The organism is Myxococcota bacterium, assembly GCA_035498015.1.
Classification (GTDB): domain Bacteria; phylum Myxococcota_A; class UBA9160; order SZUA-336; family SZUA-336; genus VGRW01.
The window spans coordinates 1-20,223 of the sequence record DATKAO010000211.1 but is presented as its reverse complement, the minus strand read 5'-3'; the positions used below and the strand labels follow the sequence as shown (position 1 = coordinate 20,223).

General features: G+C 70.8%; 23 protein-coding genes. 4 read left to right on the top strand and 19 right to left on the bottom strand.

Annotated elements, in window-relative coordinates:
• From VMR86_18660 to VMR86_18605, 12 genes are all read right to left on the bottom strand, one after another.
• Positions 1-534: histidinol dehydrogenase (locus tag VMR86_18660; protein ID HTO09079.1), on the bottom strand; the 534-nt coding region annotated here is incomplete at its 3' end.
• Between the two features lie 3 nt (positions 535-537).
• Positions 538-1,797 (bottom strand): UDP-N-acetylglucosamine 1-carboxyvinyltransferase, encoded by a 1,260-nt coding sequence (gene murA, locus VMR86_18655; GenBank protein ID HTO09078.1) that lies wholly within the window; start codon positions 1,795-1,797, stop codon positions 538-540.
• Positions 1,798-2,649 (bottom strand): peptide chain release factor N(5)-glutamine methyltransferase, encoded by an 852-nt coding sequence (gene prmC / locus VMR86_18650; GenBank protein HTO09077.1) that lies wholly within the window; start codon positions 2,647-2,649, stop codon positions 1,798-1,800. It lies immediately after the preceding gene.
• Complete coding sequence (gene prfA, locus VMR86_18645) at positions 2,646-3,719, bottom strand: peptide chain release factor 1 (GenBank protein HTO09076.1); 1,074 nt, start codon at positions 3,717-3,719, stop codon at positions 2,646-2,648. Before prfA ends, prmC begins: the two co-directional genes overlap by 4 nt.
• Positions 3,720-3,786: 67 nt before the next feature.
• Positions 3,787-3,990 (bottom strand): 50S ribosomal protein L31, encoded by a 204-nt coding sequence (gene rpmE / locus VMR86_18640; GenBank protein HTO09075.1) that lies wholly within the window; start codon positions 3,988-3,990, stop codon positions 3,787-3,789.
• Positions 3,991-4,089: 99 nt separating this feature from the next.
• Positions 4,090-5,349 (bottom strand): transcription termination factor Rho, encoded by a 1,260-nt coding sequence (gene rho, locus VMR86_18635; protein ID HTO09074.1) that lies wholly within the window; start codon positions 5,347-5,349, stop codon positions 4,090-4,092.
• A gap of 69 nt (positions 5,350-5,418) precedes the next feature.
• Positions 5,419-6,066 carry a polyphenol oxidase family protein gene (locus tag VMR86_18630; GenBank protein ID HTO09073.1) on the bottom strand — a complete coding sequence of 216 codons (648 nt, stop codon included), beginning with the start codon at positions 6,064-6,066 and terminating at the stop codon, positions 5,419-5,421.
• Positions 6,059-6,976: an RluA family pseudouridine synthase gene (locus tag VMR86_18625; GenBank protein HTO09072.1), complete on the bottom strand. Its 918-nt coding sequence runs from the start codon at positions 6,974-6,976 to the stop codon at positions 6,059-6,061. Before VMR86_18625 ends, VMR86_18630 begins: the two co-directional genes overlap by 8 nt.
• Positions 6,973-7,239, bottom strand: coding sequence for a hypothetical protein (locus VMR86_18620; protein ID HTO09071.1), 267 nt, complete (start codon positions 7,237-7,239; stop codon positions 6,973-6,975). The genes VMR86_18625 and VMR86_18620 overlap by 4 nt, the downstream gene beginning before the upstream one ends.
• Positions 7,239-7,880: a helix-turn-helix domain-containing protein gene (locus VMR86_18615; protein ID HTO09070.1), complete on the bottom strand. Its 642-nt coding sequence runs from the start codon at positions 7,878-7,880 to the stop codon at positions 7,239-7,241. Before VMR86_18615 ends, VMR86_18620 begins: the two co-directional genes overlap by 1 nt.
• 3 nt (positions 7,881-7,883) lie before the next feature.
• Positions 7,884-8,873, bottom strand: a complete 990-nt coding sequence (locus tag VMR86_18610; GenBank protein HTO09069.1) for a P-loop NTPase — start codon at positions 8,871-8,873, stop codon at positions 7,884-7,886.
• Positions 8,836-9,435 carry an HNH endonuclease gene (locus VMR86_18605; GenBank protein HTO09068.1) on the bottom strand — a complete coding sequence of 200 codons (600 nt, stop codon included), beginning with the start codon at positions 9,433-9,435 and terminating at the stop codon, positions 8,836-8,838. Before VMR86_18605 ends, VMR86_18610 begins: the two co-directional genes overlap by 38 nt.
• A gap of 327 nt (positions 9,436-9,762) precedes the next feature.
• On the opposite strand from VMR86_18605, the gene VMR86_18600 reads away from it, so the two are divergent.
• The 3 genes from VMR86_18600 to VMR86_18590 are packed head-to-tail and all read left to right on the top strand — an operon-like array spanning position 9,763 to position 13,660.
• Positions 9,763-11,487 (top strand): Rne/Rng family ribonuclease, encoded by a 1,725-nt coding sequence (locus tag VMR86_18600; GenBank protein ID HTO09067.1) that lies wholly within the window; start codon positions 9,763-9,765, stop codon positions 11,485-11,487.
• Between the two features lie 9 nt (positions 11,488-11,496).
• The gene (locus VMR86_18595) at positions 11,497-12,255 is read left to right on the top strand and encodes a sulfite exporter TauE/SafE family protein (GenBank protein ID HTO09066.1); all 759 of its coding nucleotides are present in this window, start codon (positions 11,497-11,499) and stop codon (positions 12,253-12,255) included.
• A gap of 10 nt (positions 12,256-12,265) precedes the next feature.
• Positions 12,266-13,660: an MFS transporter gene (locus VMR86_18590; GenBank protein ID HTO09065.1), complete on the top strand. Its 1,395-nt coding sequence runs from the start codon at positions 12,266-12,268 to the stop codon at positions 13,658-13,660.
• 372 nt (positions 13,661-14,032) lie between these two features.
• Here VMR86_18590 and VMR86_18585 read toward each other — a convergent pair whose 3' ends face one another.
• From VMR86_18585 to surE, 4 genes are all read right to left on the bottom strand, one after another.
• Positions 14,033-14,965, bottom strand: a complete 933-nt coding sequence (locus tag VMR86_18585) for an NAD-dependent epimerase/dehydratase family protein (protein ID HTO09064.1) — start codon at positions 14,963-14,965, stop codon at positions 14,033-14,035.
• The gene (locus VMR86_18580) at positions 14,965-16,059 is read right to left on the bottom strand and encodes a lysophospholipid acyltransferase family protein (GenBank protein ID HTO09063.1); all 1,095 of its coding nucleotides are present in this window, start codon (positions 16,057-16,059) and stop codon (positions 14,965-14,967) included. Before VMR86_18580 ends, VMR86_18585 begins: the two co-directional genes overlap by 1 nt.
• Complete coding sequence (locus tag VMR86_18575) at positions 16,056-16,853, bottom strand: ParA family protein (protein HTO09062.1); 798 nt, start codon at positions 16,851-16,853, stop codon at positions 16,056-16,058. The genes VMR86_18580 and VMR86_18575 overlap by 4 nt, the downstream gene beginning before the upstream one ends.
• A gap of 138 nt (positions 16,854-16,991) precedes the next feature.
• Entirely contained in the window at positions 16,992-17,789 is a 798-nt protein-coding gene (gene surE, locus VMR86_18570; GenBank protein HTO09061.1) for a 5'/3'-nucleotidase SurE, read from the bottom strand.
• Positions 17,790-17,828: 39 nt separating this feature from the next.
• Between surE and VMR86_18565 the strand changes: the two genes are divergently transcribed.
• On the top strand, positions 17,829-18,425 hold the full coding sequence (locus VMR86_18565; GenBank protein ID HTO09060.1) for a CoA pyrophosphatase: 597 nt from the start codon (positions 17,829-17,831) through the stop codon (positions 18,423-18,425).
• Here the strand turns inward: VMR86_18565 and VMR86_18560 are convergent.
• The 3 genes from VMR86_18560 to VMR86_18550 form a co-directional block, all read right to left on the bottom strand.
• Entirely contained in the window at positions 18,409-18,822 is a 414-nt protein-coding gene (locus VMR86_18560) for a hypothetical protein (protein HTO09059.1), read from the bottom strand. The two genes, VMR86_18565 and VMR86_18560, sit on opposite strands and share 17 nt — an antisense overlap.
• The gene (locus VMR86_18555; GenBank protein ID HTO09058.1) at positions 18,785-19,927 is read right to left on the bottom strand and encodes a DUF6178 family protein; all 1,143 of its coding nucleotides are present in this window, start codon (positions 19,925-19,927) and stop codon (positions 18,785-18,787) included. Before VMR86_18555 ends, VMR86_18560 begins: the two co-directional genes overlap by 38 nt.
• A partial coding sequence (locus VMR86_18550; GenBank protein HTO09057.1) for a S16 family serine protease occupies positions 19,920-20,223 on the bottom strand: 304 nt, incomplete at its 5' end. The genes VMR86_18555 and VMR86_18550, both read right to left, overlap by 8 nt.

Sequence of the window (20,223 nt, the reverse complement as noted above, 5' to 3'; positions counted from 1 at the left end):
CGCGGCCGCGAGCACGGCGGGCGGCAGCTCGCGTCCCGGGCTCGACATGGCGCGCACGCGCACGCCCGCGACCGCCGCGGGGATGCCGAGCATGAGCGTGGTCGACGCCAGCGGCGCGGTGCCGCCGGGCACGTACAGCCCGACCGCGTCGAGCGGCCGCACGAACTGTCCGAGGCGCTGACCGACCTTGGCCTCGTCCCAGCTGCGCGGGACGTGCAGCTCGTGGAACTCGCGGATGCGCTCGGCCGCGAACGCCAGCGCCGCGGCGTCTTCAGGGCCGAGGCGCGCCGCGCCGGCCTCGATCTCGGCGGAAGTCACCTTCAGCTGCGCCGGCTCGAGCCGGTAGCCGTCGAAGCGCTCGATCGCGTCGAGCACGGCCGCGTCGCCGCGCCGGCGCACGTCGTCGAGGATCGCGCCGACTTGCTCCTGCAGGTTCGCGCGCTCGAACGAGCGGCGTTGCTCGAGCCGCGCGAAGCGGCGCGCGAAGTCGGAGGCGCGCGCATCGAGCAGCTCGATCTGGAGCTCGACGGCCACGACTCACTCCGCTTCGCGCCGGATCCGGCCGCCCAGGCGCGCGAGCTTCTCCTCGATGCGCTCGTAGCCGCGGTCGATGTGGTACACGCGGCGCACGCGCGTCTCGCCCGAGGCCGCGAGCCCCGCCAGCACGAGCGACGCGCTCGCCCGCAGGTCGGTGGCCATGACCGGCGCGCCCGAGAGCCGCGACGGGCCGTTCACCACCGCGGTCTTGCCCTCGATCTCGATGTCGGCGCCCAGGCGCACGAGCTCGGGCACGTGCATGTAGCGGTTCTCGAAGATGTTCTCGCTGATCGCCGAGACGCCCTCGGCCTGCGTCAGGAGCGCCATGATCTGCGCCTGCATGTCGGTCGGGAAGCCCGGGAAGGGGGCGGTCTTCACGCGCAGGCCGCGGAAGCTCCCGTGGCGGCGCACGCGCGCCCAGTCACTGCCCACCTCCACGTCGAGCCCCGCCTCGCGCAGCTTCTCGAGCACCACGCCGCTGTGCTCGGGCACGATGCCGGTGACCTTCACGTCGCCGCCGGGCAGGAGCGCGCCTGCCGCGAGCAGGGTACCCGCCTCGATGCGGTCGCCGGCGACGGTGTGGCGCACGCCCGAGAGACTCGACACGCCCTGCACGATCAGGTGCTCCGAGCTCGCCTGGTCGATGCGCGCGCCCATGGCGCGCAGCACGGTGATCAGCTCCTGCACCTCGGGCTCGCACGCGGCGTTCTCGATCTCGGACACGCCATCGGCGAGACAGGCGGCCATGAGCACGTTCTGCGTGCCGTTCACCGTGCGCACGTCGAAAGTGACCCGCGCGCCGCGCAGCCGGCTGGCGCGCGCCTCGACGTAGCCGCCTTCGAGCTCGATCTTCGCACCCAGCGCCGCCATGCCCTTCAAGTGCTGGTCGACCGGCCGCGCGCCGATCGCGCAGCCGCCCGGCAGTGACACGCGCGCGTGTCCGCAGCGCGCCAGCAGCGGCCCCAGCACCATGAACGAGGCGCGCATGGTGCGCACCAGGTCGTAGGGCGCTTCGATCTGCGTCGGCTCGCCGCCCTCGATGCGCAGCGTGTCGGCCGACTCCCAGCCGCCCCGCACGCCCAGGCCGTCGAGGATCTTCAGCATGGTGTCGAGGTCGCGCACGTGCGGCGTGTTCGAGAGGGTCACCGGGCGGTCGCTGAGCAGCGCCGCGGCCATGAGCGCGAGTACCGAGTTCTTCGAGCCGCTCGCCCCGATCGCGCCCTTGAGCGGCACGCCTCCTTCGATCCGGAACTGATCCATTCAGACGGTCTCCGCATAGCGGCCCAGCACCACGCGCGCGATGCCGGCCAGGTCCAGGAACGACTCCACTTCGGCAGCGCCGGTCGCGCGCAGAAGCTCGGCGACGGCGGGCGCCTGGCCCGCGCCCACTTCGAAGGCGATCGCGCCCGGCCGGGCCAGGCGCGCGGGCGCCTCTGCGCAGAGCTGGCGAATGACGTCGAGCCCGTCCGGTCCGCCGTCCAGGGCCACGCGCGGCTCGTGATGGAGCTCGGGCGCGAGCCCGGCGAGCTCCCCGCTCGCGACGTAGGGCGGGTTCGAGAGCACGAGATCGAAGCCGCCGGCGACGGCGCCGAGCTGGCTGGCCTCGATCAGGGTCACGCGCTCGAGCACCCCCAGCGCCGCGAGGTTCTCGCGGGCCAGCGCGAGCGCCGCGAGCGACACGTCGCACGCAACGATCTCGACCGACGGCAGCTCGCGCGCGAGCGCAGCCGCGATGCAGCCCGAGCCCACGCCGATCTCGAGCGCGCGCGCGGGCTTCAGGTCGGCCGCGACGCGCACCAGGGTCTCGGTCTCGGGGCGCGGGATCAGCGCGTCCGGAGTGACCCGGAACGGCAGAGACCAGAACTCGCGCTGCCCGGTGAGATAGGCCACGGGCACGCGCTCCTTGGCGCGCCGGCGCACGAGCTCCCGGTAGCGCGCCCGGTCCGCCTCGCCCAGCGGCTTGTCGAACGCGAGATACAGGTCCATGCGCGAGCAGCCCAGCACGTGCGCCAAGAGCACCTCGGCGTCGAGCCGCGCCTGCGGCACGCCGTGCTGCTTGAAGAAGTCCGCCGTCCAGCGCAGGAACTCCATGAGCGTCCAGTCCGCGCTCACGCCAGGCTCTCCTGCTGCCGCAGCGCTTCGGCCTCGAGGTGGGTGGCGACGGCGTCGATCAGCTCGTCGATCTCGCCCTCCATCACGCGGTCGAGCTGGTGCAGAGTGACTCCTGCGCGGTGATCGGTGACGCGGTTCTGCGGGAAGTTGTAGGTGCGGATGCGCTCGCTGCGGTCGCCGCTGCCGATCTGGCCCTTGCGCTCGGCGGCGCGCTCGGCGTCGAGCCGGGTCTGCTCCAGGTCGAGCAGCCGCGCGCGCAGGACTTTCAACGCCTTCGCCTTGTTCTTGTGCTGGGACTTCTCGTCCTGGGACTGAACGACGAGCCCGGTCGGAATGTGTGTGATGCGGATCGCCGAGTCCGTGGTGTTCACGCTCTGGCCGCCGGGCCCGCTGGAGCGGAAGCGGTCGATGCGCAGGTCCTTCTCGTCGACCTCGATGTCCGCCACGTCGGCCTCGGGAAGCACCGCCACCGTGGCAGTGGACGTGTGGATGCGGCCCTGTGATTCAGTCACCGGCACGCGCTGCACGCGGTGGACCCCGGACTCGTACTTGAGGCGCCCGTAGATCCCTGCGCCGGTGAAGTTGGCCACGACCTCCTTCGCGCCGCCGCCGTCGGTCTCGGTGAGTGACAGGAGCTCGACCGCCCACTTCCGGCCCTGCGCGTAGCGCGTGTACATGCGGAACAAGTCGGCCGCGAACAGCGCGGCCTCGTCGCCGCCCGTGCCGGGGCGGATCTCCATGACCACGCTCTTCTGGTCACGCGGGTCGCGTGGCTGGAGGAGCTTGCGCAACGAGACCTCGAGCTGGTCGCGGCGCGCGCGCAGCTCGGGCAGCTCGTGCTTCGCCAGCTCGCGGATGTCGGCGTCGTTGTCGCTGGCGAGCTGCTCGTTCTCGGCGAGCTCCGCGCTGACTCGCTTCCAGTCGCGGTAGGTGCTGACCAGCTCGCGCAGGCCCGCGAGCTCCTGAGTCAGCTCGCGCAGCTTCGCCGGATCGCGGGCGAGCGAAGGCTCACCGAGGCGGTCCTCGAGCTCCTGGTAGCGCGCCTCGATTTCAGCGATCCGCTCGAACATGGAGATCCCCGGACCAGTGAGCTTAGCCACGAGGGACCCGGGGGGTGAGGGGTGAGCCGAAGGGGATTCAGCCCTTCTTCTCGTAGCGGCGGCGGAAGCGGTCCACCTTGCCGGCCGTGTCCACGAGTTTCTGCTTGCCGGTGAAGAACGGATGGCAGTTCGAGCAGATCTCGACCCGGATCGAGTTGTTCGTGGAGCGGGTGATGAACTCGTTCCCGCAGGCGCAGTGGACGCGCACCAGCTTGTATTCGGGGTGGATGTCCGGCTTCATGGCGCGGCGACGATAAGCCCCGAGATCGCGGCTGTCCAATCGCTGCCCGATGGTCGCGTGGGCACCCTACCCACGCTCCCCGAGGGTCGCGTGGGCACCCTACCCACGCTCCTTGGCGTTCATCATGGCCAGGAACTCCTCGTTCGAGGCCGTCGCCTTGAGCTTGTCGAGCAGGAACTCCATCGAATCGATCGTCGCCATGGGCGAAAGCAGCTTGCGCAGGACCCACATCTTGTTGGTCGTGGCGGGGTCGAGCAGGAGCTCCTCGCGCCGGGTCGAGCTCTTGTGCAGGTCGATCGCGGGGTAGGTGCGGCGGTCGGCGAGCTTGCGGTCCAGGTGGATCTCGCAGTTTCCGGTGCCCTTGAACTCCTCGAAGATCACCTCGTCCATGCGCGAGCCGGTGTCGACCAGCGCCGTGCCGATGATCGTGAGGCTGCCGCCCTCTTCGATGTTGCGCGCCGCTCCGAAGAAGCGCTTGGGCTTCTGCAGCGCGTGCGCGTCGACGCCGCCGCTGAGCACCTTGCCCGAGTGCGGCACGACCGCGTTGTGCGCGCGCGCCAGGCGAGTCACCGAGTCGAGCAGGATCACCACGTCGCGGCCGTGCTCGACCAGCCGGCGCGCCTTCTCGATCACCATGTCGGCGACCTGCACGTGGCGCGCCGGCGGCTCGTCGAAGGTCGAGGAGACGACCTCGGCCTTCACGTGCCGCTGGAAGTCGGTGACTTCTTCGGGCCGCTCGTCGATCAGCAGCGCGATCACGAGCGCCTCCGGGTGATTCGCCGCGATCGCGTTCGCGAGGTCCTGCAGGAGCATGGTCTTGCCGGCCTTGGGCGGAGACACGATCAGCGCGCGCTGGCCCTTGCCGATCGGCGCGATCAGGTCGACGGTGCGCGTGGTGAGCTTCTGCGCGCTGGTCGACAGGTTGAAACGCGCCGTGGGGTAGAGCGCGGTGAGTGAGTCGAAGCTGAGCCGGCGCCGCGCTTCCTCGGGCGGGGCGAAGTTCAGCCGCTCGATGCGCACCAGCGAGAGATAGCGCTCGCCGTCGCGCGGCGGCCGCACCGTGCCCTCGAGCGAGTCACCCGTGTGCAGGTTGAAGCGGCGGACCTGCGCAGCCGAGACGTACACGTCGTCGGGCCCGGGCAGGTAGCTGGCCTCGGCCGAGCGCAGGAAGCCGTAGCCGTCGGGCATGCGCTCGAGCACACCCGAGGCCTCGATCTCGCCGGCCGTCTCCTCGTGCCGCTGCAGCAGCGCGAAGATCAGGTCCTGCTTGCGCATGCCGCCGGTGGCTTCGAGGCCCGCCGCGGACGCGAGCGCGGCGAGGTCGCCCGCGCTCTTGTTCCTGAGCTCGGTGAGTTTCATGCGGTTGGGAGTGAGTGGAGCGGGGGAGACCCGTCCCTCTTCGGGATCGCGCGCACGCAGATTGAGCGGCTAGCGCGGCCTGACCCGGGCCCAATGGACCAATCGGCCGGACTGCTTGTCCCGGCGGTAGCTCACGTAGCGCAGCGAGTCACAGGCCGTGCAGCCGCCGACCCGCTCGATGGCGCGGGCGGGGACGCCGGCGCCGACCAGCTGGGCGCGGTTCGCGGCGAACAGGTCGAGCATGGCGTGACCGGGACGCGCGGCCCGGAACACGCTGCGCTCGGGGATGGCGGCGAGCACCGGCGCGTCGACCTCGTAGCAGCAGGGGCCGATGTGGGGGCCGATCGCGGCGACCAGCTCTCGGGCTGGCGCGCCCGTCGCACGCGCGAAGGCGCGCACGGCGAGCGCCGCGATGCGCGCGGCGGTGCCGCGCCAGCCGGCGTGCACGGCGCACACGGCGCGGCCGTCCCGGCACGCGAGCAGGATCGGCACGCAGTCGGCCGTGACCACGCCCACGGCAGCGCCGGGCTCGGCGCTCCACACGGCGTCGGCCTCGGGTCTGCCCGTAAACGGCGCGCGCACCAGCGTGACTCCGTGCACTTGCTTGGCCAGCGCCAGGCCGGACGGCGCGGCTTCGGCCGAGCCGCGCATGCCGAAGCCGTGCTCGACGCCCAGCGCCGCGAGCCCCGGCGCGCGCAGGAACGGCGACTCACTCACGCAGCGCCTCGAGCGCGCGCCTCATGTCTTCCGGCAGCGGCGATTCGAAGCGCAGCGCGGCGCCGCTGCGCGGGTGGCTGAAGCCCAGCACGGCCGCGTGCAGCGCCTGGCGCGTGAGCCCGAGCTCCGCGCCCTGCGCGCGGCCGCCGCCGTAGACCGGATCGCCCAGGATCGACACGCCGATCGACGCCAGGTGCACGCGCACCTGGTGCGTGCGGCCGGTCTCGAGCCGCAGCCGCAGGAGCGACGCGCCGCGCAGGCGCTCCACGACCTCGTAGTGAGTCACGGCCGCGCGCCCGCGCCGGGTCACGGTGCTCATGCGCTTTCGGTCTTTGGGGTGGCGGCCGATCGCCGCCTCGATGCGCCCCCGCGCGGCGCGCGGCGCGCCGCGCACCAGCGCGAGATACTCGCGCAGCACCGAGTGCAGCTTGAACTGCGCGGCGAGCGCGCGATGCGCCGCGTCGTTCTTCGCGACCACCAGCACGCCGGACGTGTCCTTGTCGAGCCGGTGCACGATGCCGGGCCGCAGCTCGCCGCCCACGCCGGACAGGTCCGTGAGGTGGTGCAGGAGCGCGTTCACCAGCGTTCCGCCCGAGTGACCCGGCGCGGGGTGGACGACCAGGCCGGCCGGCTTGTCGATCAGCGCCAGGTCGGCGTCCTGGTAGAGGATCGCGAGCGGGATCGCCTCGGCCCCGACTTCGCTGGGCTCGGGCTCGGGCACGGCGCCCGAGACGAGCTCGCCGCCGCGCAGCCGGTGCGCGGGCTTCACGACCGCGCCCGACACGGTCACCGCGCCCTGCTCGATCAGGCGCCGCACCTGCGCGCGCGAGAGACCGGGCTCGAGCTTCGCCAGCGCCGCGTCGAGTCTCTGGCCGGCGAGCTCCGCGGGCACGCGGTGCTCGAGCCTCACCAGATGTGGGTCTGGACGCGCCGGTTCCGGTACACCAGCACGTCGACCAGCGCGAAGTCGAACAGCCGCACGCGCTCGGCCACGGACGGGTCGACGTGGTGCAGGTACCAGGTGCGCGCGCGCGCGATCTCGGGCGCGAGCCGCTCGAAGAGATCGTCCTTCTCGAGCCCGATCCGCACCTGGTCGCCCGCGTACGCCGCCACGTCGGAGACCAGCACGCGCGCCAGCCGGCGGGCGCGCTCGGGGGTGGTGACCGGGTCCATCAGCCTCGTCTCGCGGAGCTCTCCCGCATGCGTCCAGTGTAGCTGTCCGCGACGTGGTTCGGATCCAGCGAGAGACACTTCGCGAACTGCTTCAGGAAGCCGCGCAGGTACACGGGCGGCGGGAGCTGCTCGTAGTGATTGCCCTCGATCGCGCGCAGGTGCAGCTCGTTGATCTTGGTGGTGGCTGCGATCTCCTCGAGCTCGATGCCCAGAGAGACGCGGATGCGGCGCAGCACCGTGCCGTCGAACACGCCGTTCTCGGGCGCGAGCGACCCCTCGACGTCGGGGTCGGGCGGCGCCGGGCGCACGGGCGGCGCAGGCGGACGCTCGCGCGGGTCACGCGCCGGCGCCGCGCCGGCCGGCGGGGCGGACGTGGTGGGCACGCCCGGGCGCAGGTCGCTGCGGCGCAAGCGCGCGTCGTACTCGCGGCGCAGCCGGGCGTCGGACAGCACCGCGTAGGCCTCTTCGATCCGGCGCAGGATGGCCGCGCACTCGTCGGCGCTGAAGATCGAGTACACCGCCGTCGACGAGGGCGCGTAGGTCGCGCGCGCGATCCGGTAGGCGCGCTCGATCTGCTGCGGCGAGCCCTCGACCGGCGCCTCCAGCAACTCGTAGTAAGTCTGCTCTCCGAGCGGCTGCATGCTCTAGGTCCCCAGGAGCTTCTTCACGATCCGCCGCACGTAGAGCGCGCCGTCCGAGGTGGGATAGGCGAGCACCAGCGGCCGGCGGTCCTTGACCGAGCGCCACACGTTGTCGTCGAAACAGATGTAGCCCGCGTAGTCGATGTCGATCCCGAAATACTTCTTGCACACGCTGGTGATCGAGAAGCCCATCTTCACTTCTTCGGTGTCTCGCACCTGGTTCACCACGAGGTGGGGCCGGAATCCTTCGAGCACGCGGCGGAAGCGCTCGGCCTCGGCGTGGTCGATCTGCTCCACCGCCCCGAGCAGGTCTGCGGGCGTGCGGATGCCGCGCTCGTTGCGCTGGTCCATGGCGACGCGGATCAGCTCGCGCACGTTGGACTCCTGCAGCGCCGACGCGAGCCGCCGGTAGAACGCCGCGCGCAGGAACGCGTAGGCGTTCTCGATCGCGGTCGGCTCGGGCGTCGTGACCACGAAGCCGTCGTCGGCCTCGAGGAAGAAGTCGATGGTCGAGCGGTCGGTGCCGGCCGCGAGGTCGAAGATCACCAGGTCCGCCGGCAGCCGGCGCACCGCGCGCAAGAGCGTCGCGCGCTGCTCCTGGGTGGTCTCGGCCTTGCCCGTGTGACCGAGCGCCCCCAAGATCAGCCGCAGCCCGGGGATCGGCGTCTCGATCGCGACCTTCTCGAGATCGACCACCCGGTCCTCGAAGTAGTCACTGAGCGAGATGCGTTCGCCCGCGCGCACGCCGAGACAGGTGTGCAGGTTGGCGCCGCCGAGGTCGGCGTCGATCAGAATGACTCGCCGGCCCGAGCGCGCGGCCACGGTGGCGAGGTTCGCGACCAGGAAGCTCTTGCCGATGCCGCCCTTGCCGCCGCCCACGGCCCAGATTCGGGCGACACTGGGTGGTGTCGCGGTGACGTCGTCACCGCGTCCTGGGAGACCGGGCTCTCCGCGTCTAGTGCTCAGCCAGCTCGGTGTTCCGGTCCGGCGCATCCAGGATCGACAAGAATGGACCCCATTCGGGGTGAGTTTGTCCTGGGGGGACCATGCCCACGATCGGCGTCCAGCGAGGACGCTGCGGCGCGCGGAAGAGTCTCATCCGCGCCTGGCGCGGCGTTCGACCTCCCTTGTGCCGATTGCACTCGACGCAGCTGCAGACCACGTTCTCCCAAGTCGTTCGCCCCCCCTGCGAGCGCGGGATCACGTGATCGAGGTTCAGCTCCGCACGTGTCTTGCGCCGGCCACAATACTGACACGTATTGCGATCTCGCGCGTAGATGTTCGTGCGCGAGAAGCGCACGTGTCTGCGCGGAACGCGGTCGAAGAGCGCGAGCTGAATGACTCGCGGAACGCGGATGCGGCCGCCGACCGTCCCGATGGACGTGTCGTCGCTCCGCACCTGCTCCCGGCGCCAGGCGTCGAAGTCGAACGTGTCGTACTTCTCGTTCACCGCCTTGGCGAGCCCCTGGTACAGCAAGACGAAGGCGCGGCGCACCGACGTGACGTGAATCGGCAAGAAAGACCGGTTCAGCACGAGGACGGCCGCGTCCAACATGGCCGGGTACGTTAGCTAGATCCGACCGCCTTCGCCCGGCCTCGCCCCATTTCCCCTGGCGGCGCTGTGCATTGACCGGCTGGGCCGGTTGCTTTACGGTCCGGGTGAAACCTCCGAAATCCAGCGGTCCAAAACGAGGCCCGGGCTCGGAGGCCAGGCTCCAGGAGGACGCGGTGACCGAACACGCTGTTTTTGGCGGCGGTCGCGTCTCGCGCTGGAGCCACCTGTCCATTTCTTCACCGCTTATTGCGGTGCGCCCAGGCTCCGCCGCAGACCCATCTGGCTGCGCGACAGGGGACCTGCGAGCGCATCCCGAGGGGATTCTGAATGCGAAACGAACTCTTCGTGAACGTCGGCCCGCGCGAGACGCGGGTCGCCGTGCGCGAGTCCGACAAGATCGTCGAGCTCCACATCGAGCGAGCCAACGAACGGGACGTCGTCGGGGGCATCTACAAGGGTAGAGTCACTCGCGTCCTGCCCGGCATGCAGGCCGCGTTCGTCGACATCGGCCTGGAGCGGGCCGGCTTCCTGTACGTGGGCGACTACCGCTCCGAGCTCGACGAGGCCGAGCTCGACGACGAGGGCAACGGCCACTCCCGTGGCCGCGGGCGGCGCGGCGCGCCGCCGCAGATCGAGGACGTGCTGCAGGAGGGCCGCGAGGTCGTCGTGCAGGTCTCGAAGGAGCCGCTGGGCACCAAGGGCGCGCGCATCACGTCGCGCATCTCGCTGCCTGGCCGCCACCTGGTGCTGATGCCCTGGGTGAACCGCGTGGGCGTGTCGCGGCGCATCGAGAGCGACCGCGAGCGCCGGCGGCTGCGCGCGCTGGTCGAGAAGCTCCGCCCGCGCGAGCTCGGCTTCATCGTGCGCACCGTGTCTCACGGCGTGTCCGAGGCCGACATCAAAGCCGACATCGACTATCTCACCGACCTCTGGTCCGAGATCCAGAAGCGGCGCGACTCGGTGCGCGACGTGCCGGCGCTGGTCTACTCGGAGCCGCCGCTTCACCTGCGCGTGCTGCGCGACATGGCCTCGCACGAGACCAAGATGATCGTCGTGGACGATCCCGACGCCTATGCGGAGATGCAGGCCTTCGTGCAGCGCTTCATGGCCTCGCCGCGGCCGCGCATCACCTACTACAACCACCGCCGGCCGATGTTCGACGCGCTCAAGATCGAGAACGAGATCGAAGAGGGTCTCGGCCGCAAGGTCTGGCTGAAGTCGGGCGGGTACCTGATTTTCGACCAGGGCGAGGCGCTGACCGCCGTCGACGTGAACACCGGCCGCTACACCGGCGGCCGGGGGCGCAACCTCGAAGACACCATCCTCAAGACCAACCTCGAGGCGGTGCGCGAGATCGTGCACCAGCTGCGCTTCCGCAACCTCGGCGGGCTCATCATCCTGGACCTGATCGACATGGAGAGCGCCGGGAACCGCGAGAAGGTGTACCGCGCGCTGTCCGAGGCGCTGCGCGAGGACAAGGCCAAGGTCAACATCCTGAAGATCTCCGAGCTGGGGCTCGTGGAGATGACGCGCAAGCGCACGCGCGAGTCACTCGAGCAGCAGCTGTGCAAGCCCTGCGCAACCTGCGAGGGCAAGGGCTACCTGCAGTCGCCGGCGACGATCTCGAACCGGATCTTCCGCGACCTGCCCAAGGCGGCGAGCTACCTGCACGGCGCCACGCTGCGCATCCAGGCGCACCCGGCGGTGACCGAGATCCTGCTCGGCGTGGGCGCCGAGGGGCTGGCGAAGATCGGCGCGCGCGTCGGGCGCGAGGTGGTCGTGGAGGCCATGCCCGGCTACCACCCGGAGCAGTACCAGATCCTCTCCGAGGGCCCGCGCGTGGAGCTGCTCGGCCCGCCCGATGCGCCGGTCGAGCTGGCGTTCGAGGAGTCACCCGAGCCCGGCGAGCCGCTCGCGCTCGACGACCTGGGCAAGGTCGACGAGCTCGACGGCGAGGCCGCAGCGGACTCCGACGACGTGCCGCTCGACGACGAGCCCGCGGACGACGAGCCCGAGGAAGACGACGCCCAAGGCCCCGATCTGCGCGACTGAGTCGCGCGGGTGGACGGCTTCCCGTTCCTGGTCGCCGCCGCGGCGTTCGTCACGTCGATCGTCTCGGCCGTGTTCGGTATGGCCGGCGGCATGATCCTGATGGGCATCTACGCTGCGAGCCTGCCCGTGCAGGTCGCGATGGTGCTGCACGGAGTCACTCAGCTGTTCGCGAACGGCTTCCGCGCGTTCCTGCTGCGCGGCCGTATCTTCACGCCGGGTCTGTGGTGGTACGCGGCGGGCTCACTCGCGTCACTGGCATTCTTCACCTGGCTTTCACTCGTGGTCGCACGGCCGGTGATGTTCGTGCTGCTGGGGGCGATCCCGCTCGCGCTCTCGGCGCTGCCCACGCGCCTCGCGCCGAACTTCGCGCACGCGCGCGGCGCGCTGGCGTGCGGCGCACTGTGCACCGCCGCGAGCCTCTTGGCGGGAGTCTCCGGCCCGACGCTCGACGTGTTCTTCGTGCGCACCGAGCTCGACCGCTTCGAGATCATCGCCACCAAGGCCTTCACGCAGGCCGTCGGACACGTGCTGAAGATCGTGTACTTCGCCTGGCTGGTGCGCGGCCCGGCGCTGGAGATGAACGTCCCGTATTGGCTCTATCCCACGCTGGTGGCGTGCGCGTTCGCGGGCACGCGCCTGGGCGGGCGCATGCTCGAGTCACTGAGCGACGTGGTCTTCCGGCGCTGGACGGGCCGGATCGTGGTCGCCCTCTCGCTGTTCTATCTGTGGCGGGGAGGCTCCGAGCTGGGCTGGTTCCGGGCGTGGTAGCCTCGGGAACGTGACCACCGCCGAGAGCACGCGCCGCGCCCTCGCGCCCGAAGTCGCCGCCGTCCCGCGCGCGGGCACGCCCCCGCTGCGCTGGGTGACGATCTTCGACTACGTCGCGCCCTGGTTCGGGCTCGGCTTCATGTTCCTTTTGATCGCGATCCAGCTGATGAAGTTCGGCACCGACGTGCTGGGCATTCCGGCCGCGGTCATGGGCGGGATCCTGTTCTTCGGGCGCACGATCTGGGATGCGACGGTCGACCCGGTGGTCGGCTTCCTCTCCGATCGCACGAAGCTCCGGCTCGGCCGGCGCCGGCCCTGGCTGCTGGCTTCGGTGCTGCCGCTCGCGCTGACCTTCGTGTGGCTCTGGACGCCGCCGCGCGACCTCGGCCCGACCCTCATGGCGCTCTGGATGGCCGCGATGGTCGTCGCCTTCTACACCAGCATGAGCGTGCTCGTGATTCCGCACACCGCGCTCGGCGCGGAGCTCACCGACAACTACCACGACCGCTCGCGCATCTTCGGCGCGAGACACGTGGTGACCACGATCGGCTCCTTCGCGTGCGTGGCGGGTCTCTCGGCGCTGCAATCGTCGACCGACGTGCACCACACGATCTACTGGCTCTCGGTGGGTGCGGCGCTGGCGGCCGCGCTCGGGACCCTGTGGACCTTCGTGCGGCTGCGCGAGCGCCCCGAGTTCCAGGGCCGCGGCGCCGAGCACCCCTACCGCGCCTTCCGCGACGTGCTCCGGAACCCGCACGCGCGCCTGCTCTTGTTCGTGTTCGGCATCGAGAGCCTGGGCGCCGCGACGATCGGCGTACTGACTCCCTACGTGGCCGAGTACGTCGTGAGGCGCCCCGAAGCCGGGCCGCCCGCGATCGGCCTCTACATGGTCGCGAACGTGGTCTTCGTGCCGGTGTGGCTGCCCATGTCAAGGCGCTTCGGAAAGAAGTCACTCTGGCTCGGCTCGATGCTGCTCACCGCGGTCTCCTTCGGCGCGATGATCTTCCTGAAGGAGGGCAGCCTGCTCTTGCTGAACGCGCTGGCCTTCCTGGCCGGCACCGCCGCGAGCTGCGGCAACATGCTCGCTCCGTCGATCCAGGCCGACGTGATCGACTGGGACGAGCACGCCACCGGCGAACGCAAGGAAGGCGCCTACTTCGCGGCCTGGAACTTCGTGTTCAAGTGGGCGAACGGACTCACTCTGCTGCTCACGGGCATGGTCCTGAGCTTCTCCGGCTTCGTGCCGAACGCCGACCAGAGCCCCGGAGTGAAATTCACCATCCTCGCCCTGTACGGCCTGTTCCCCCTGGCCTGTTACACGATCGGCGCGGCCCTGTTCCTCCGCTTCCGCCTCGACGCGGAAGGCTACGCCTTGATCCGCGCTGAGCTCGACTCACGCAGATAGGACTGGAGGCCTCTGCGCCTCGCCGGGCCGCGCAGAACCCGCCGGTCGCTGCTTCGGGAGTACCCTGCAGACGCTCCCTCTGGGTTCCGCGCAGCCCGTCGGGCGAACCAAGCGACCCGACCCACAACTAAAGATTGAGATCGCGTCGACGCGATCGCCAGTTCGACCATGCGGTCCGCGTTCGCTGTGCCATCGGGCGCGGACTGCATGGTTGAAGTGACTGCCAGGGTCGACGCGATCTCAATTCTAGTTGTGACTCGGGACCGATCCGATTCGCGCCCGCGTCCGGGGCAAAACCCAGAGGGAGCGTTGCGAGTCTTCGAGCACAGCGACCGAGGGTTTTAGCCCGGAGCGCGGCGCGCAACCGCGCTCCTATCTCGCTCTTACGGTATCAATGCGCCGCCCCCGAACCTCGATCCGGTACTGCGGCTCGAAGCCCAGAGCTTCGTGCGCGAGACGCGACGACGGGACGATTCCGAAGCGGTCGAAGCTGGCGCGACGGCCGCCGCCCATGAGCTGCTCCAGGAGTCCCCGCACGCCGGCGAGGCGTCCCTCGGGGACGCGCAGCTGCGAGCGCGGAAAGACCTCCCGGCCGGCGATGTTGTAGATGCCGGGCTTGTCGGCGTGCAGCGCGAGCACCAGCGCTCGGGCGACGTCGCGCTCGGAGACCACCGAGAGCATCGGGTCGTAGCCCACGGGGAAGTCGTGCCGGGTGAGCGGCGGCGAGTTCAGGAAGTCGCCGGCTTCGGTCACGATCGTGGCGGCGCGCAGGATGGTCATGCACAGCGCGCTGCCGTGCAGCTCGCCCTGACACACGAGGTCGGCGTCGATCCAGGCGCGCACGAGCGAGTCGCCCTCGCCGTCGAAGCCGAGCAGCGTGCCTTCCGAGACCACGTTGCCGTTGCCCGGCTCCGCGTCGTAGACGAAGGCCGAGGAGAGATACACGAAGCGCTCGATGCCCGGCTTCTCCACGCACTCCTCGACCAGCCGCCGCGTCTCGGACACCAGTGAGTGCACGCCGCCCGGCGTGCGCTCGCCCGCGCGCTCGCCCGCGAACGGCAGGTGGATCACCGAGTCTGGCCGCATGCGCGCGAAGCGCTCGGAGTGCAGGAAGCTCTGCAGGTGGCGCGCCTTGGCCAGATCGAGCCGCTGGTAGGCGACCTTGCCCTTGTACGGGGCGAGATAGGTCGGCTCGGGCTGGGTGCCCAGCGCCAGCGCGAGCGCCACGTCGGGGTCGTGGAACAGCGCCTTCACCACCCGCTTGCCGACGGGTGACTCCGCGTGAGTCAGCAGCACGCGCCGCATCACCGCCTCTTGGCGCGCCGGTCCAGAACCCGCTGGTCGACCATCTCCTGGATGCGCCGGCGCACCCGCTCCGCCATGTAGCGGACGGAATGCGGATCCTCGAGCGCCTCGGGCGGGAACTCCTCGTAGAAACGGAAGGGCTCGCCATAGGCGATCTCGTAGCGCACGGGATACGGGAGCAGGCCGAGCAGGCCGAACAGGGGGAAGGTCGGCGTGATCGGGAAGAAGGGCAGGCCGAGCAGCTTCGCCAGCGGCTGCAGGTCCCAGAGCACCGGCGCCTGGTCGTCGGCGCCGACCACCGCCGCCGGGATGATCGGCACGCGATGGCGCAGTGACTCCTCGATGAACCCCAGGTGGAACGGCTGCAGCACGTAGCGCTCGGCGGCGCGCTTCTTGATGCCCGCCATGCCCTCGGGGAAGATCATGACGAGCTGCTTCAAGCGCAGCAGCTCGCGCACGTTGTCGCGGCTGCCCACGACTTGGCCCACGCGCGCGTAGAAGACGTTCACGAACGGGAGTGACCCGGCCCAGCGGTCGACCACGGTGCGCACCAGCCGCGAGGGCTTCGAGGCCACCAGGCAGTCGACCACGATCATGGTGGCGTCGAAGGGCAGGAGCCCCCCGTGGTTCGCGGCCAGGATCGCGCCTTCCTTCTCGGGAATGTGCTCGTGGCCCGAGCTCTCGACCCGGAACCAGTATTTGTAGAGCAGCTTGAAGAACGCCAGCGCGCGGCGCGCGACGCGCGGCGAGAGCCCGAAGTCGTCGTAGGCGCGGCCGCCGAGCGAGGCCTGCAGCTGGGCCAGGCGCTCCTCGTCGTCGGGCTGCAGCAGCAGACCCGCCAGCCGGTCGAGCGCGCCGGCCGACTCGTCGCGGTCCTCGAAGCTCGGAATCTCGGGCACCGGCGGGCCGAGGTCGGGCACCTCGGCCGCCTCGTGCGGCGCCTCGGCGCGCGCGCCGGCCGGCGCGCCCTTGGCGACCTTGCGCACGTTGCGCTCGCGCAGGCGGATCAGGTAGGGCAGCGTGCCGTCGCCCTGCGAGAACGGATCGGAGCCGAGCGACGGCCCGACCGCGCCGTGGAGCTCCTCGTGACTCATCGCCGCACCCCGCCGGAGCGCTGCTGCGGCTCGCGCGCCATCAGCTCGTCGGCGACCGCGGCCAGCCAGCGCGCGGCCGTCGAGCGCGGCGCGTACTCGAAGATGGTCTTTGCGCGGCTCTGCGCCTCATCGATCAGCACCGAGTAGCCCAGCACCGTCTGCGAAAGCTGTTTCGGGAAATGCAAGCGCAGCTTGTCGAGGATCTCGCCCGCCATGCGCGTGTTGCGCGCGAAGGTCGGCACCACGAGCGAGATCTCGAGCCCCGGATGCGCGAAACGCGTGCGCACCATCTCGACCGTGCGCGTCATCTCGGCGGCGCCGTCGAGCGCCAGGTAGGTGAGCGGCACCGGCAGCACGATCTCGTGGGCCGCCAGGAGCACGTTCAGCGTGATCGCGCCAAAGGAAGGCGGTGCGTCGAACAGGATGAAGTCGTAGTTCGCCACCCGCTCGAGCGCCCTGCGCAGGCAGTAGTGCTCGTCGCCGCCCTGGCCCGCCACCTCGGAGGCGAACAGCGCCAGTGACTTGTTCGACGGCACGATGTCCAGGTAGGGGTGGCGGGCGCGCTGGATCGGCAGGGCGGGGCGCGACGACTCACCGAGCAGCGTGTCGAGCAAGAGGTCGAGCGCGGTGCGGCGCGCGGCCCCGACGTCGACCCCGAGCACCTTGCCGAGCTGCCCCTGGGGATCCAGGTCGACCAGCAGCACCCGCTTGCCCCGCTCGCGTGCGAGATAGTCGCCGATGTTCGAGGCGAGGGTCGTCTTGCAGCTTCCGCCTTTTTCGTTGATGAAGGCGATGCGGCGTGCGTCCGTGACGACCCCCCGGGGAACTGTGCTCCGTGGCCCTCGGTGCGACGCTCCTCCAGTCGCTAGTTATTCGAGTCAGGCGCAAGTGTCAACGACTCTTCGCGTGAGCGCGCGACAATGTGCGCCGGCTCACGCGCGCTCGAGTCGCGCGCGCAGCGACTTTGAAATTTGTGCGGTGTGCGCGAGGCGGATCGGGGTGATGGACACCCGGCCGCTGCGCACGACGGAGATGTCGCTCTGCGCCGGAACCGAGTCCACGTCGCGCAACGCGCCGTCGAAGTCGTGCACGAAGACGCCGTCTCCCTTTCGCCGGAACAATCGGTCGTAGCCGATGACTGCGAGTTCAGTGAGCACGCGCGGCGTGTCGACGTCGGCGTCGCCCGGGTAGTTGACCGAGATCAGGTCGACGCCGTCGGGCCAGCCGACCTCGCGCACGTCGCGCACCACCTCGGCGCCCACGCTCGCGGCGCGCTTCCAGACCGGGTGCTCGGCATTCGCCACCGCCTCGCGTTTCCACGCGCGGTCCTCGCCGACGCGGCCGACCGAGAGCGCGATCGCGGGAACGCCCGCGATCCAGCCCTCCATGGCGGCGCCGATCGTGCCGCTCGAGAGAAAGAATCCCAATCCGACGTTCAGGCCCACGTTCACGCCCGAGACCACGAGCTCCGGCCGTTCGCCGAAGAGTGAGTGGACCGCGAGGTTCGTGCAGTCGGCGGGATAGCCGTCGACGGTCAGGATCTCGATCCCGTCGCGCACGACGCGCTTCACCGCGAGCTCGTCCCAGCGCGAGATCGCCTTGCCGATCCAGCTGCGCTCGGTGGACGGCACCGCCACCCGCACCTCGGCCTGCGCGCGCAGCGCGTGGACCAGCGGCAGGAGCGCCGGCGAATCGACGCCGTCGTCGTTGGTGACCAGGACGTAGCTCACGGCGCGGCAGCATAGCCCGCTCGGTTACGATTGCCCCCGATGGCAGACGGGCCCGAGATGGCCGAGATCCGCGCGAAGCTGGCCGCGCACCGGCCCGTGCTCGCGCCGGCGCCTGCCGGCGACCACTCGCTGGCCGCGGTCGCGCTGGTCTTCCTGGCCACGCCGTCGGGCGGAGCCGAGCTGTTGTTCATCGAGCGCGCGCTAAAGGAGGGCGACCCGTGGTCGGGTCACATGGCCTTCCCGGGCGGGCGCCGCGACCGCGGCGACCCGAACCTCGCAGCGACGTCGATGCGCGAGACGCGCGAGGAGGTCGGGCTCGAGCTCGGCTCGCCGATCGCGCGGCTCGACGACTTCGCCAACACCCGGGCCGGGTCGCTCGTCGTTTCGCCCTTCGTGTACCAGGTGGACGCGCGGCCCCGACTCACCCCGAACCGCGAGGTGCAGTCGACGGTCTGGATCCCCGTACCCTGGCTCGTGCACCCGGACGCCGCGATCGACTACGAGATCACGCGCGAGTCGACGCGCGTGGTGTTTCCGGCCGTGCGTTACGACCGCTTCACGGTCTGGGGCCTCACCTATCGGATCCTGGTCAACCTGTTCGGTGTGCTGGGGCGGGAGCTCAGACCGGCACCGTGAGATCCGGCGCGAACATGCGCAGCGTGGCGAGTGTCTGGCCCGCCATGGCCGCGAGCGCCAGCAGCGCCGGCGCGCGCGCGCCCTCGTGCCAATAGCGGCGCGCGAAGATGCTCGCGACCACGAAGTTCACGTAGGGCACCCAGAGGGTGACCGCGAACGCGATGCCCCAGTTGCGGCTGCGGCGCGCGGCCAGGAGCCACAGCCAGAGACCCGACGTGACCAGCGCCCCGAGCGAGGCCGACATCAACAACACGTCGACCAGCGGCCTGGCCTCGCCGCCGAACAAGAGCACGAAGCCCGCCGTCGCGGCGCCGAAGGCCAGGATCAGCGCCGCCTGCCAGTGCGGTGCGAGCCGCCAGTCACTCGTCGTCGGGCTCGGGCTCGGGCTCGGGGTCATCGGATTCCTCCGGGGGGTTCGCGCGGGTGCGCAAGCTCGGATCGGCCGTCGCGGCCACGCGGAACAGGTCGAGCGGCGTCGTGCGCTCGAGGATGCGTTCCGGCGGCTGGCTGCGCGCGCGCGCCAGCTCGCGCAGCCCGGCATCGATGCCGCGCACGGCCTTCTCCAGCGCGCGCGGCACGGAATCGGGCTCGGACAGCGAGAGGCCGTCGGCCACGGCGAGTGAGTTGGCCACGCCCAGCACGTAGCCGAGCACGTCGGCGGCCTGGTGCTCCGGCAGCTTGGACAGCGCCTCGCCCAGCAGTGACCCGCGCAGCTGGCGCGGGAGCGAGATGGCCGCGACCAGCTCCGACGACTCGGCGGGCGGCGTCCAGTCGGTGACTCGCTCGGGCGCGAGCGGCCGGTACACGCGCATGGCCTGCTCGCGGTCCGGGAAGCCCAGGTCGGAGAGCCGCACGCTGCGCCAGTGCAGCGCCTCCTCCTCGCATTCCGCCGGGCTCTCGAACAGCGCACCGTAGACCATGCGCCAGTAGAGCGCCGGTGACTCCCCGGCCAGTGACTGCGCGATCTCGTGCACGCGCTCCGGGCTCTGGTCGCTGGGGACGCCGAAATACACCACGCCGTCGGGCGTGAACCAGCCGTCGGGCGGTACGTCTTCCTTGCCGACGACGGCGATCCGGGCCTCGGCGCGCAGCGCCAGGATCAGGAGCTCGAGGTCGATCTCGTTCAGCGCCTTCACCAGCGTGGGCCGGCCGGCCTCGATCAGCGCGTCGAGCCACTCCTGCACGCGCGGCACGGCCAACGTATTGCCGTTCCAGCAGTCCAGATCGAAGCACGCGACGCGCTGCTCCGGGGTCGCCAGCTCGAGCAGCCAGGCGGCCTCGGTCATGCCGCCCGCGCGCACGGTGTGCACGAGCTCCGCCTCGGGCAGGAGCGGCACCACCTGCTCCGGGCGCTCGACCAGGTCGAGGAACTCGTTGCGCGCCTCGGGGCGCAGCTCCTGGCAGAGCGACGCGATCTCCTCGGGCGCGAGCTCGCGCAGCCGCGCGCGCGCCGCGGCGCGGTCGGAGCGGCCGAGGCGCAGCAGCGCGACGCCGTCAGCCAATGCCGGGGATCGCTTCGCGGACCGCCTCGATCGACTGGTCGACCAGGTGGATCTTGAAGGCCGACAGCACCTCGGCCGGCACCTCTTCCAGGTCCTTGGCGTTGCGCTTGGGCAGGATCAGCTCCTTGATGCCGGCGCGGTGCGCCGCGAGCACCTTGCCCTTGATGCCGCCCACGGGCAGCACCTGGCCGCGCAGGGTGATCTCGCCGGTCATCGCGACGTCGTCCCGCACCGGCTTGCCGGTGAGCAGGCTCGCCAGTGACACGACCATGGTGACTCCCGCCGACGGGCCGTCC